The following is a 12,019-nucleotide window of genomic DNA, read 5'->3' as shown; positions in this document are numbered from 1 at the left end:
TATCGACGGCGCGAAACACATTGTCTCCTGCCTCACCGGTAACGATGAGGTCGGCCGCTCGGGCCGAAACGCTCAGGAAGCGGGTTGGGCTGCAAACGGCTTGCCCCCATTCGCTGAAGATCGAAGCAGGAACCAGCCTCTCGAACTCGGCACGCAGTTCGGCAAGCCGCTTTTCGATTTCCGTGCGCTGGATCTGCATGATCTCGCCTTCGTAGACCATGCCGTCGCCAGTCGCGACCAAGGGCGGGACATCTGCAGCCGCCAGACCGATGAGACGGGCTCCAAATCGTTCCGCGAGCTCGATCCCCAATCTCACCATGGCCGCCGGAGGTGCATCTACCGCGAGGTTCACGATAATCGACTTGTAGGACATTGCAGGCGCCTTTCGATGATGCGGTCGAATGCATGATGAAGTGCACCCGCTGGCACTCGACGCCTTGATGCCGGTCAAACACGCGCCGATTGCGGGCCGCCTTCGAGAGGGCTCGCATCCTGTTTGCTCATTGATCGTGATCAAGGACCGCCGTGGCGACGGGAATATCATTCGACCGCATAAGGAGAATTGCGATGCAGTATATCAAGGTCGACGAAGCGCTATGGGCGTCAAGCATGTTGCCCGAGGGCATTCTGGAGCGTTGGTTCATTGACAGCGGTGACGATATCGAGGCCGGTGAGCGAATAGCCGAAGTCCGAATTGAGGACGCGCTGCACGAGATTGTCGCGCCGGCAGCTGGCCGCGCGACGATCGTCGCCACAGCGAATGCCGTCATCGAACCCGGCTCGATCCTGGCAACGCTGGAGTCTCAGTCCGTGTGAGGCAAGCGGCGCCTCACCGCGTCGATTGCGCGCATCCTCCAACCAAAACTCAAGGATCCATAGACATGCAGACCCAACATGCCGTCGCCTGGCTGGACCATCGCGAAGCCAAGGTGTTTTTCTTCAATCGTGACACAGCGGAGAGCCTGAGGCTTGCCACCACGCTTGCGCATCATCAAACCCACAACAAGGCAGGCACCGTCGACGGCAAGCATGCACCGGAAAACCAGTCCTTCTACCACGACGTCGTCGACGCCCTGCAGCCTGCGAGGGAATGGTTGATCGTGGGGCCGGGATCGGCAAAGGATGAACTGGCCAAGCATATCCGCGACCACCATCCCCACTTGAACGATCGCATTGTCGGCGTCGAACCGGCGGATCATCCAACGGAGGCCCAGATCGTGGCGCATGCACGAACGTTCTTCCGTGCCGCCGACCGAATGTTGCCCTAGCTCGGTCTGGGGCTGCTCTGCTGGGGCCGCGATCGGCTCGCGGAGCCGTCAGGCTCGGGCGCCTGCCGTCTCCGTGGCCTCGATCACGGTTGCTGCACGCTGCTGATATAGGCGATGATTGCCTCGATCTGGTCGGGGCTGGCAACCCACTCAGGCATGTCCGGATGGCCGGTCGAAATGCCTTCGGCGAGTGCTTCCTCGAGATCCGTAATCGGATAGCGCTTCGACAGGGTGCGAAAGGCGGGCGCGTCGGGATGGCTGCTCTTGTCGGTTTCTCCAATGGCGTGGCAGCGCGCGCAATTGACTTCCACCAACGCCTTTCCATGTTCCGTTACGCCATCGGCCAGGGCTGGCAGTACGGAACCAAGCAACACCACAGTCAGCGCGGGAACCCATAGACGACGCCCGTGACCATCACTGCTCATACAGGCGTTCATGGTTGCAGGCCTCCGCATTTCCGATCTACGCGACTGTCTTCGCCGCCACATCCTCGATAGCGGTTTTGGCTTCCCTGCGCACGCGCCTGGCCGTTTCCGAAGCGAGCTTGGAAGTCAGTGCCGCAACCTTGCCGGCTTCCGTGGCGTATTCCGATGCCGCATTCTGCAGGAAGGTGGAGAAGATGTCGAAGGCGTCGTTGAACTCGGAACCGTCGATGAGATTCTCGGCAAGCTTAACATCCTGCTCGTAACGATGTTTCAGAAACGCGAGCGTTTCGATCTGATAGCGCATCATCGCCTTGAAGGTGTGGGCTTGAAGCGACGCGGCAGCGAGAATGAGCTTCTGGCCATTTTCCGCTATCGGCAAGGGTTGCATGCCGAATTGCGACGGCTCTGGATGGGTCTGCATCATCGGTTACTCCATTGTGAGGCGGCAAACAAAGTGCCCGCCAGACAACGCTACCGCCATTCGCCGTCAGGTCGTTGATCAGGATCAACAGGCGCATGACCTTTGCCGGAATGCACGGGCAATCGAGCGCCATCTGGTCTCGTTGCCGTGTTTGACGCGCATCAAGGCCCTTGCCCCTTCTTCGTGGCTAGCTCGCTTCAACCACAAAAGGGCTGCAGCGATGGCTTTCAAGACGATCATGGTTCAACTGGACGTGGACACCATCGCCGCGCCGCTCATCTCGATGGCGTGGGATCTCGCTCAACGGCATGAGGCCGATCTGATCGGCTTCTGCGCGGCCGAGCCGCATTTTGTCATGCCAACCGGCGCCGACGACAGGGCCGCGACCAAGGCGATGTGGTCCCAGGTGGAAGAGATAGAAGGTCGACTCAATTGCTTGAACGAGGAATTCCTAAGCGCTGTCAATGGCAGCAATCGCGCCTCGTGGCGCGGCGAAATGGGAAATCCGACCTGGCAGCTTGCGCTCAATGCACGTGCCGCCGACCTGATTGTAACTGGCTCGCCAATGATCGATCTGGTGGTCGACCACCACCGCACCCTGGACACCGCAAGCCTGATCCTTGCGGCAGGCCGTCCGATACTTGTGGCGTCGGAAACCCCTGCCCCAGTCAAGGCTGAAAGCATCCTGATTGCATGGACTGACACGCGGGAAGCGCGACGTGCCGTCGTCGACGCCATGCCCTTCCTGATCAATGCCAGGGATGTTGTGATCGCCACCGTGGACAATGGGGACCCTGCACCTCGGGAGAATGTTGCGGATGTCGAACTCTTCCTGACACGCCACGGGGTGAAGGCGCGATCGGAAGTCTTGGATTCGCGCCGCTCCGAACCGGCGGAAATCCTGCTCCAGATCGGACAGGAGATTGCGGCCGATCTCATTGTGCTCGGCGGCTATGGTCATAGCCGTGTGCGTGAAACGACTTTTGGCGGTGTGACGCGCTCGGTACTCCAGAGCGGGTCGTTCCATCGGCTCATCTCAAATTGAGATAGCGCACCGCTGAGTTGAGGCCAATTGATCCGGCGCAAAGCGCAGACGCCTGCGACGTTTGACGATCGAGATGGAAACTTCAAGGAGCACGTCATGAGCCAGATGTCCCATACCTCCTTTGCCGGCTTCACCCACGCTGCCCAGCAGGCGCAGCAGTGGGTCAACGAGCTTGCCAGGGATCTTTGCTGGAGCGAACCGAGCGCGTGCCGCCTCCTGAGGTCAGTTTTGCATACGGTGCGAGACTGGCTGTCGCTGGCGGAAACGGCCGATCTGTCGGCGCAACTGCCTGTTTTGGTTCGTGGCATCTACTTCGAAGGCTGGAATCCATCGGTGCCTGCGTGCGAGCGCAAGAAAAGTGATTTTGTCCTCAGCGTCAGAACCAGTTTCGGCTATGATGACGACGTCGATTTCGATATCGCGATCAACGCGGTGTTCAAGCTTCTCGACCGTCATATTTCGCACGGCGAAATTGTGCAGGTCAGAAACTCGATGAAGAAGTCGCTTCGAAAATTGTGGCCGGTGGATTGATCGATGTTCCGGGACCGGCAAGAGGCTGGAGAGAAGCTCGGCATGGAGTTGAGCAAGCTTCAACTGCACCGGCCTGTCGTGCTGGCATTGCCGCGAGGTGGGGTTCCTGTCGCTGCGGAAGTGGCCAAGGCTCTCAATGCTCCTCTCGATCTACTCATCGTCCGTAAGGTCGGCGCCCCAGGCAATTCCGAACTGGCTGTTGCCGCAATCGTCGATGGCGAGCCTGGGGACGTCGTGTTGAACCGTGAGATCGTCGAGGCTTACGCGCTCGACGACGACGAGCTTCGTGTCTTGATCGCCAAAGAACGCCCTGAACTTGAACACAGGTGCCTTGCCTATCGAGGCAACCGGCGGCCCCTGTCGATCACCGGCAAGACAGCGATCATAGTGGATGACGGTGCAGCGACCGGTACAACCATGAAGGTCGCGGTTCGCGCTCTCAAGCGCCGGTCACCGCGGGAAATCATCGTGGCTCTTCCTGTTTCACCGCAGGAGACAGTAGCTGACCTGGCACGGGAAGCGGATCGTGTGATTTGCCTCAGTCAGCCAGGACAGTTCCATGCCCTGAGTTACCATTACCTTCGGTTTCCTCAGCTCTCCGACAGCGATGTCGCCGCTGCGATGGACGAGGCTATTCGGTCGCAAAAAGCCGGGCAGCATCGAAGTACGCAACACGCCGCTGGCCATGGCTCAAAAGCCACCACAAAATCAAAGACACGGGACAACCGCGAGAAATAGGAGGTCACATCATGCTGATCCGCACGCTTTCTGCCTTGGAGTGCACCAAAATGCTGACAGCCAATCGTGTTGGCCGCCTGGCATGCGCGAAGGACGGGCAGCCCTACGTCGTGCCCTTCCACTACGCCCATGCGGATGCTCATCTTTACGCGTTTTCCATGCCGGGCAAGAAGATCGAATGGATGCGAGCCAATCCGCTGGTGTCCGTCCAAGTCGATGAACATAGCCAAGGGCGAGGATGGAGAAGCGTCGTCGTCGATGGCCGATACGAAGAGCTACCTGATCGTATCGGTCACAAGCTTGAGCGGGATCATGCTTGGTCGGTGTTGAGCAAACACGCGGACTGGTGGGAGCCGGGTGCACTCAAGCCGGTCGTTCCTCCCACGGCCGACAGTGCACCGCATGTTTTCTTCCGGATCCTCATCGAGCAGGTGTCCGGACGAGAAGCGACCGAGTAGGTCGCTCGACCAATTGGTTGCGGGAAATGGAATGGGCCGGCGCAATCAGCGCCGGCCATGACGTGGATTGCTAGCGTGCCATCAGGATCGGCAGCGAATGATCGTCAAGCATCGACTTCGTGATGCCTCCGAAAATGCGCTCGCGAAACCGGGAATGGCCATAGGCGCCCATGACCATCAGCTCGGCGGCAACGTCGTCGGCATGCTGGCGAAGCACGTCGGCGACCGAATGGTTCGAGCTCGGCAGCCGGTCGACCGTAACCTTCACACCATGCCGGGCAAGATAGGCCGCGGCATCTGCACCTGGCTCCTCGCCATGATGGAACTCATCTTCTATTGGATCGACGATGACAAGGCGCACATCGTCGGCGCCTTTCAGCATATGGAGCGACTCGCGGACGGCGCGCGATGACTCAAGGCGGGCGTCCCATGCAACGAGGATGCGTTTCGGCTTCAGCGTCGGGCGCGAGCCCTCGGGAACAAGCAGCATGGGCTTTCCTGACGAGAACAGCACGCCCTGGATGACCTTATCCTTCAGCGTATGGCTTGCCAGCAAATCCGGCCCCAGAATGGTCAGATCGGCGTAGCGGGCACGCCTTCCGATGACGTCGTCCGCCCATCCCGTGTCGGGATAGTCGTCGCTCAGATCAGCCGATACGGCGCTCTGGGAGAGAAAGCCGGCGACGTCCGAAATTCGTTTCTCAAGCCTTTTCAGTTCGGCCTGACGTTCCTCCAGCCAAGCTGGCGAGACGACAGCAGCATACTCGCCGCCTGAGGGCGGCGCGGCCAGTTCGAGAACGAGCACGGAGAGATGGGCACCGATCTGTTCGCACAGGTCAGCGGCGAGCTTCAGATCGCCTTCGCCCTGGTTCGGTCCGGTAACTGTAAGCAGTGTCCTGAAAGTCACGGCGGCAACTCCTCATTTCGAGTGAAGGCTCAGTCGTGATCTCGTCATTAGCGAGGGCGCCCGGTGCGTTCATTGCGCTGAATCAAACACCGTGACTGCGGCGGCATTTGATCCGCATCAACGTGTGCGCAAGCCAAGGCTGTAGGTTCAGTCGATCAATCGGGGAAACGCAGATGAAATTCCTGATCGCGGCGGCTCTGGCAGGATTGGCCTTCGACGCGGCCGGCGCCCAGGAACTCGGCAACGGCAAGGCCGAATACATGAACTCATGCGCCGTCTGCCATGGCCCTGAAGGCAAGGGCGATGGACCGTTGGGCGACGAGCTGTTGAAGCGGCCAAGCGACCTGACGCGCCTCTCCAGGCGCAATGGCGGCGAATTCCCTTATTGGCGCGTGTTTGCCGTGATCGACGGCCGCGCCATGGTGCCGGGGCATGGCGATCGCGACATGCCGGTCTGGGGCCAGCAATTCCTTCCCGGTGACGTGAAGAAGTATGGCCCGAACGCCGGGGAAATCGTCACCAGGGAACGGATCCATGATCTGGCCGGTTATGTCGAGACGTTGCAGCAATGAATGCAGATGGCGGAAACAGTCTCCGCATGACACAGGCATCGAGGAGGCCGGCCATGATTGTTGACGACCAGCAATCCGTTACCGCGTTCCTGCTTGATTCTGCCTCATATGGCGCGACCGGACCGGTCGAGGCGATCGATACCCATATCTCGCGCATTTTTCTGACTGGCGAACGCGCCTACAAGATGAAGCGGGCGGTCAAGCTACCCTATGTCGATTTCTCGACGCCGGCACTGAGGCTGGCCGCTTGCGAAAAAGAGGTGGAACTCAACTCGAAAACCGCACCCGGCCTCTATCTGGGAGTGCGGCGCGTCACGCGGGAAGCCGACGGCAAACTGGCTTTTGACGGCCCGGGGCAACTGGTCGACGCGGCGATCGAGATGGTCCGCTTCGCCCAGTCCAAGCTTCTCGATCGAATGGCGACCGCTGGAGAATTGACGCCTGTGCTGATGACCACGGTCGCGCGCATGATCGTGGGATACCACCGAGCGGCGCCGACGGTCCACAATGGCAGCGGGTCGTCCAACATGGCGGGCGTGCTCGACATCAACGAGGCCGGCTTTGCCACCAGCCACGTTTTCGCAAAAGCAGAGGTCACGAGCTTTGCCGAGGCCTTCCGCACCGCCCATGCCCGCCACGCCGGAGTGCTCGACCGTCGGGAGGCAGCGGGCAAGGTCCGCCGCTGCCATGGCGATCTGCACCTGCGCAACATCTGCCTCTTCGACGGCGAGCCCCGCCTTTTCGATTGCATCGAATTCAACGACCAGATCGCCAGCATCGACGTGCTCTACGACCTTGCCTTCCTGCTGATGGACCTTTGGCACCGTGGTTTTCCGGGGCTCGCCAATCTCGTGATGAACCGCTACCTCGACGAGGCCGATGACGAGGATGGCTTTGTCCTGCTGCCGTTTTTCATGGCGGTCCGAGCCGCAGTACGCGCGCACGTCACCGCAACGCAAGTCGAGGAAGGCAGTACCGATTCCGACAAGTTGATTGCCGAGGCCAGATCTTATTTCGAACTTGCCCGAACATTTCTCCAGCAAACGCCTCCGCGGCTCGTTGCCATCGGCGGCCTCAGTGGCTCCGGCAAGACGACCGTTGCAGAGGCGCTGGCCGCCCATGTTGGTGCGCCGCCCGGCGCCCGCATTGTCGAAAGCGACCGCATCCGCAAAGCCATGCATGGAGTGCCTGCAGAGACCAGGCTGCCAGACCGGGCCTACCGGCCGGAGGTCTCTGACCGGGTCTACCACGAAATGGCATGTCGCGCCGGCCTGATCCTTTCCGAGGGCGGCTCCGTCGTCGCCGATGCCGTTTTCGACAGACCGGCCGATCGTGAGCGGATCGAGAAAGCGGCGCGCAGCCGGGCTATCAGATTCTCCGGATTTTGGTTGGAGGCGGACCCGCTCGTCCTTTGGCAGCGAGTCAGTGACCGCAAGGGCGGTCCTTCAGACGCCACGATAGATATCCTCTCGCGGCAATTGCAGCGAAATGCCACCCAGTCTAGCTGGCAAAAGATCAACGCCGATCGAAAGCTCGCCGACACTGTCGCGGAATTGAGTGGGTTTTCCGAGGGCGATACTTCCAAGGCCCTGCGCACAGCCTCCTGACTGGTGCGGCAGGGCGATCGGCCTCAACTGAGTTCGAGAGTTGCCTCGACAAGGCCGGGTTCAATTGGATGACGCTTTATGGAGAAACCGAACTCGCGGCACATGGCCAGCATCCCGGTGTTCTCGCTGAGCATTATCCCTTCGATTCGGTCAATCCCATCGGCCTTCGCATAATCGACGATTTGCCTGAGCAATTCCCAGCCCAGACCATGACCCTGCAAATCCGTCCGCACCAGCAAGGCGTATTCGGCGACAGTGTGGTCCGGATCGCAGGACAGGCGGCTGATACCGCCCAGCGCACCGGACCTCGTCTCCAGCGCGACGAAAGCCATGTTGCGATCGTAGTCGAGTTGGGTGAGCCGCTTCAACATCTGGTCGGAGAAGCTTTTGCGCGGCGACAGAAAACGCAGGCGCAAATCGTCAGGCGAAATCCTGGCAAGGAATTCGGGATAGAGCGCGATGTCGGCCGGCTTGATCGGGCGAATGTTATAGTCCGTGTCGCCCGCCGAAAACGTCTTTTCCCAACCCGACGGATAAGGCCTGATGGCAAGCGCCGGGTTAGGCCCCGCCTCTTCCACGCGTTCCGGCTCGATCTCGATGCGGGCGTCAAGCGCAATCACGCCCTCGGCATCGGCCAGCAGCGGATTGATGTCCAACGAGACGAGGCACGGAAAGTCGATGATCATCTGCGACAGGCCGTTGAGTGCTGCAATGATCGATTGCCTGTCCGCCGGCTTGCGATCGCGGAACCCGGCGAGCAGACGGCCGATCCGCGTTTGCCTGATCAGGTCATCGGAAAGAACGTCGTCGAGCGGCGGCAATGCGATCGCGGTATCGTCCATCACCTCGACCGCAACGCCACCGGCTCCAAACAGGATGGCCGGGCCGAAAATCGGATCGCAGCTGACGCCAAGGATCAATTCCTGCGCCTGTTTCCGCACCACCATGGGCTGAACAGCATAGCCTTCGATATCGGCCTGCGACGCGTGTTTGCGCACACGCGCCTCGATTGAGCGTGCGGCCTCCCCGGCGGCGGCAGAGGTAGCAATGCCGAGCATGACCCCACCAATGTCCGACTTGTGCGAGATCGCCTTGGACAACAGCTTGACGACGACCTGCTCGGATATCTTGAGGAGCCGGCCGGCAGCCGCTTCCACTTCGACAGGAGATCTGGCGACGATCGTCTCGGGCACCGGAATGCCGTAGGCGGAAATCGCCGCCTTGGCTTCGGGCTCGGTCAGCATTCGCCGGCCTTCTTTTGCGACCTGCCTGAATAAGGCAAGCACGGCTTCTCGGCCGCTTTTAGCGTCCTCGCTGCGACTCGACGGCGTGCGCATCAATGCCCGCTGGGCTCGCGACCATTCGCTCAGGTAGGAGACCGCTGTTGCGGCATCCGCTGGCGTCTCGAAGCTGGCAATACCGGCATCGCGAAGAACACGTCGCCCTTCGCGCGCCGTGTGTTCGCCAAGCCAGCAGGTCAAGATAGGTTTGCCGTCAATCTTGCCGTCCTGCGCGAGCGCCGCCACTGCGCTCGCTGCTGCAAGCGGCGAGCTAAGTCCGGTCGGGCAATTCATGACCAGGACGACGTCGGTCCCGGCATCGGCCGCGACGGCCTCGATCGCGGCCCGATAGCGCTCTGGCGGGGCGTCGCCAATGATGTCGACCGGATTGGCGTGGGACCAGGTGCTCGGCAGGACGGCGTCCAGACGGGCGATCGTTTCCGGCGACAGTTCGGCCAGTTCCCCGCTGCCTTCGATGAGTTGATCGACGGCAAGCACGCCGGCGCCGCCGCCATTGGTGACGATGCCGACGCGGGCTCGTTCTAGCGGAACGAAACGAGCGGTCGTTTCAACCGCATCGAACAACTCGGTCAGACCTTTCACGCGCAGAATGCCAGCGCGCAGCAATGCCGCATCGACGACGCGATCGGCGCCCGATAGCGCGCCGGTGTGGGTCGCGGCAGCTTTGGCTGATTGCTCGTGCCGGCCGGACTTGATCGCGATCACCGGCTTGACGCGCGCCGCCGCACGGGCGGCGGAGATGAACTTGCGCGGATTGGGAATGGTTTCCAGATACATCACGATGGCGCGCGTGTGCATGTCGCCCGCCAGCATGTCGAGACAATCTCCCACGTCGACATCCGCCATGTCGCCGAGCGAGACGATCTGCGAGAAGCCGACATTATTGTCCGCAGCCCAGTCGATCAGCGACGTGGCAATGGCGCCGGATTGCGACAGCAGCGCGATGTTGCCGGGCTTGGCGGCCATATGGGCAAATCCGGCATTGAGCCGTATCGGCGGAATCATCAGTCCGACTGTGTTCGGCCCGATGATTCGAAACAGACTGGGCTTGGCGGCATCGAGCATCGCCTGACGAAGGCCGCTTTCGCGCGTCAGTCCCGCGGTAATGACAACCGCCGCCCGCGTGCCCTTGTTGCCGAGCTCACGCACGATGCGAGGAACCGTCTCAGGCGGCGTGACGATGACACCAAGGTCTGGAATACCCGGCAGATCGGCCGCTTTGGCATAACATTGCCGACCGGCCACTTGCGAATATTTCGGATTGACCGGCCAGATCTCGCCTTCGAAGCCGCCGCTGACGATATTGTCGAAGACGACACGGCCGACCGAGCCGTCGCGCACCGACGCGCCGAAGACGGCAACCGACTTCGGGGCGAACGCAAATTCAAGATTTCGGATCGTCACACCCTATGTCTCCGATTCATAGCGACAATCGCCGGTCCATCTTGCCCGTTCGTTGCGTTGGATCAAAGCGTTCCCCGGTTATCGCGATTAGCTCTTGCGCGAGGTTCGACGCCGCCGCCCGCGAAGTTGCGACGGGCTTTGCGACCAATGATTGGAGAGTTAGATGGGCTACTATTTCAGCAAGATCGTCGCCATGCCGTTCACAGCGGCAATCGACCACGTGACCGACAAGCTCGCAAGCAAAGGGTTTGGCGTCCTGACCTCGATCGATGTCCAGCAGACCATAAAGGCCAAGCTTGGCGCAGATTTCAGACCCTATGTGATCCTGGGCGCGTGCAATCCGCATTTCGCATGGCGGGCGCTTCAGGCCGAAGACAAGATCGGAACCATGCTGCCCTGCAATGTCATCGTCACGGAGGTCGGACCAGGAAAGGTAGAGGTCGCAGCGGTGGATCCGGTCGCTTCAATGGGCGCCATCGACAATCGCGAGCTTGCGCAGGTCGCAGACGATGTGCGTCGCCTGCTCGAGGAGATGGTCCGCGAACTCTAGCGCCAAAGGGGGCCATCAAGGTTGAGGGACATCGGATGAACGAGTCTGCCCTGCGACGCGCATTGCTGGTCATTGCTATCGTGGGCCTGGCCCTTGGCGTCGGAGTTTGGCGAACAGGATTCGGTTCCCTTGAGGCCGACACGATCTGGATGGTGGCAACCTTGCCCGTGGTGGCGGCTCTCGCCATCTCCATTCTGCGCGATTTCTGGATCGGTCGCTTCGGCGTCGATGCAATTGCGCTGGTGTCGATGTCCGCCGCGCTGCTGCTTGGCCAACCGCTGGCCGCGGTGGTGGTCGCGATCATGTATGCCGGCGGCACCGTGCTTGAGGATTTTGCCCGCGGCCGCGCCGAGCGGAACCTCAAGGCACTCACCGACCGGTCACCGCGTGTCGCACATCGCAAGTCGACACATGCAACAGAAACCATTCCCATCGAAGAGGTCGCTGTCGGCGACGCTCTGATGGTGCGTGCCGGCGAACTGCTTCCTGTCGACGGTATCCTGCTCGACGCTTCAGCCTCACTCGACGAGTCGGCGGTGACCGGCGAGCCATTACCGGTGCCGCGCAGCGCCGGCGACACGCTGCGCAGCGGCACCGTCAACGCGGGCGAGGCCTTCAGCATGCGGACCTCTGCCCTGGCAGAGCAGAGCACTTATGCCGCGATCGTGCGCATGGTCGCGGCGGCACAGACCGTCAAGGCGCCCTTTATTCGCATGGCCGACCGCTTCGCCCTGTTCCTGCTTCCGGCCACTTTGCTTGTCTCGGGTGCCGCCTGGTATATCTCCGGTGATC

At 61.1% G+C, this 12,019-nt stretch carries 14 protein-coding genes and 1 pseudogene; 10 read left to right on the top strand and 5 right to left on the bottom strand.

Going from position 1 to position 12,019, the window contains the following annotated elements:
- On the bottom strand, positions 1-373 hold a 373-nt coding region (locus EN993_RS22730), incomplete at its 3' end, for a universal stress protein (protein WP_348630428.1).
- Positions 374-567: 194 nt separating this feature from the next.
- Between EN993_RS22730 and EN993_RS22725 the strand changes: the two genes are divergently transcribed.
- On the top strand, positions 568-816 hold the full coding sequence (locus EN993_RS22725; protein WP_109672471.1) for a lipoyl domain-containing protein: 249 nt from the start codon (positions 568-570) through the stop codon (positions 814-816).
- Positions 817-881: 65 nt separating this feature from the next.
- Positions 882-1,268: a translational machinery protein gene (locus tag EN993_RS22720; RefSeq protein WP_127264873.1), complete on the top strand. Its 387-nt coding sequence runs from the start codon at positions 882-884 to the stop codon at positions 1,266-1,268.
- A gap of 83 nt (positions 1,269-1,351) precedes the next feature.
- On the opposite strand, the gene EN993_RS22715 is transcribed toward EN993_RS22720, so the two are convergent.
- Both EN993_RS22715 and EN993_RS22710 read right to left on the bottom strand, forming a co-directional pair.
- On the bottom strand, positions 1,352-1,705 hold the full coding sequence (locus tag EN993_RS22715) for a cytochrome c (protein WP_127264872.1): 354 nt from the start codon (positions 1,703-1,705) through the stop codon (positions 1,352-1,354).
- 25 nt (positions 1,706-1,730) lie between these two features.
- Complete coding sequence (locus tag EN993_RS22710) at positions 1,731-2,117, bottom strand: phasin family protein (protein WP_127264871.1); 387 nt, start codon at positions 2,115-2,117, stop codon at positions 1,731-1,733.
- Positions 2,118-2,334: 217 nt separating this feature from the next.
- On the opposite strand from EN993_RS22710, the gene EN993_RS22705 reads away from it, so the two are divergent.
- From EN993_RS22705 to EN993_RS22690, 4 genes are all read left to right on the top strand, one after another.
- The gene (locus EN993_RS22705) at positions 2,335-3,159 is read left to right on the top strand and encodes a universal stress protein (RefSeq protein ID WP_127264870.1); all 825 of its coding nucleotides are present in this window, start codon (positions 2,335-2,337) and stop codon (positions 3,157-3,159) included.
- 96 nt (positions 3,160-3,255) lie between these two features.
- Positions 3,256-3,690, top strand: coding sequence for a DUF2267 domain-containing protein (locus EN993_RS22700; protein ID WP_127264869.1), 435 nt, complete (start codon positions 3,256-3,258; stop codon positions 3,688-3,690).
- A gap of 3 nt (positions 3,691-3,693) precedes the next feature.
- Positions 3,694-4,428 (top strand): phosphoribosyltransferase, encoded by a 735-nt coding sequence (locus EN993_RS22695; protein ID WP_127264868.1) that lies wholly within the window; start codon positions 3,694-3,696, stop codon positions 4,426-4,428.
- Positions 4,429-4,439: 11 nt separating this feature from the next.
- Entirely contained in the window at positions 4,440-4,886 is a 447-nt protein-coding gene (locus EN993_RS22690; protein WP_127264867.1) for a pyridoxamine 5'-phosphate oxidase family protein, read from the top strand.
- Positions 4,887-4,956: 70 nt separating this feature from the next.
- On the opposite strand, the gene EN993_RS22685 is transcribed toward EN993_RS22690, so the two are convergent.
- Positions 4,957-5,793: a universal stress protein gene (locus tag EN993_RS22685; protein ID WP_126068013.1), complete on the bottom strand. Its 837-nt coding sequence runs from the start codon at positions 5,791-5,793 to the stop codon at positions 4,957-4,959.
- 173 nt (positions 5,794-5,966) lie between these two features.
- Here EN993_RS22685 and EN993_RS22680 point away from each other — a divergent pair, with 173 nt between their 5' ends.
- Positions 5,967-6,365 carry a cytochrome c gene (locus EN993_RS22680; protein ID WP_127264866.1) on the top strand — a complete coding sequence of 133 codons (399 nt, stop codon included), beginning with the start codon at positions 5,967-5,969 and terminating at the stop codon, positions 6,363-6,365.
- A gap of 53 nt (positions 6,366-6,418) precedes the next feature.
- Entirely contained in the window at positions 6,419-7,972 is a 1,554-nt protein-coding gene (locus EN993_RS22675) for a bifunctional aminoglycoside phosphotransferase/ATP-binding protein (RefSeq protein ID WP_127264865.1), read from the top strand.
- 23 nt (positions 7,973-7,995) lie between these two features.
- On the opposite strand, the gene EN993_RS22670 is transcribed toward EN993_RS22675, so the two are convergent.
- A complete protein-coding gene (locus EN993_RS22670) occupies positions 7,996-10,677 on the bottom strand; it encodes a bifunctional acetate--CoA ligase family protein/GNAT family N-acetyltransferase (RefSeq protein WP_127264864.1) in 2,682 nt (893 codons plus the stop codon).
- A gap of 163 nt (positions 10,678-10,840) precedes the next feature.
- On the opposite strand from EN993_RS22670, the gene EN993_RS22665 reads away from it, so the two are divergent.
- Together EN993_RS22665 and EN993_RS22660 are read left to right on the top strand one after the other, a co-directional pair.
- Positions 10,841-11,227: a DUF302 domain-containing protein gene (locus EN993_RS22665; protein ID WP_109672501.1), complete on the top strand. Its 387-nt coding sequence runs from the start codon at positions 10,841-10,843 to the stop codon at positions 11,225-11,227.
- A 35-nt stretch (positions 11,228-11,262) separates the two neighbouring features.
- Positions 11,263-12,019, top strand: a pseudogene (locus EN993_RS22660) (heavy metal translocating P-type ATPase); the annotation flags it as partial.

Origin of the sequence: Mesorhizobium sp. M7D.F.Ca.US.004.01.2.1 (genome assembly GCF_003997785.1) — a bacterium.
GTDB lineage: Bacteria > Pseudomonadota > Alphaproteobacteria > Rhizobiales > Rhizobiaceae > Mesorhizobium > Mesorhizobium loti.
This window is presented reverse-complemented; position numbering and strand designations above follow the sequence as displayed.

What these genes read in the sequence shown, in the direction of transcription:
- EN993_RS22725 (WP_109672471.1), top strand. Translation starts at nt 568, where the DNA reads ATGCAGTATATCAAGGTCGACGAAGCGCTATGGGCGTCAAGCATGTTG.
- EN993_RS22720 (WP_127264873.1), top strand. Translation starts at nt 882, where the DNA reads ATGCAGACCCAACATGCCGTCGCCTGGCTGGACCATCGCGAAGCCAAG.
- EN993_RS22715 (WP_127264872.1), bottom strand. Translation starts at nt 1,705, where the DNA reads ATGAACGCCTGTATGAGCAGTGATGGTCACGGGCGTCGTCTATGGGTT.
- EN993_RS22710 (WP_127264871.1), bottom strand. Translation starts at nt 2,117, where the DNA reads ATGATGCAGACCCATCCAGAGCCGTCGCAATTCGGCATGCAACCCTTG.
- EN993_RS22705 (WP_127264870.1), top strand. Translation starts at nt 2,335, where the DNA reads ATGGCTTTCAAGACGATCATGGTTCAACTGGACGTGGACACCATCGCC.
- EN993_RS22700 (WP_127264869.1), top strand. Translation starts at nt 3,256, where the DNA reads ATGAGCCAGATGTCCCATACCTCCTTTGCCGGCTTCACCCACGCTGCC.
- EN993_RS22695 (WP_127264868.1), top strand. Translation starts at nt 3,694, where the DNA reads ATGTTCCGGGACCGGCAAGAGGCTGGAGAGAAGCTCGGCATGGAGTTG.
- EN993_RS22690 (WP_127264867.1), top strand. Translation starts at nt 4,440, where the DNA reads ATGCTGATCCGCACGCTTTCTGCCTTGGAGTGCACCAAAATGCTGACA.
- EN993_RS22680 (WP_127264866.1), top strand. Translation starts at nt 5,967, where the DNA reads ATGAAATTCCTGATCGCGGCGGCTCTGGCAGGATTGGCCTTCGACGCG.
- EN993_RS22675 (WP_127264865.1), top strand. Translation starts at nt 6,419, where the DNA reads ATGATTGTTGACGACCAGCAATCCGTTACCGCGTTCCTGCTTGATTCT.
- EN993_RS22665 (WP_109672501.1), top strand. Translation starts at nt 10,841, where the DNA reads ATGGGCTACTATTTCAGCAAGATCGTCGCCATGCCGTTCACAGCGGCA.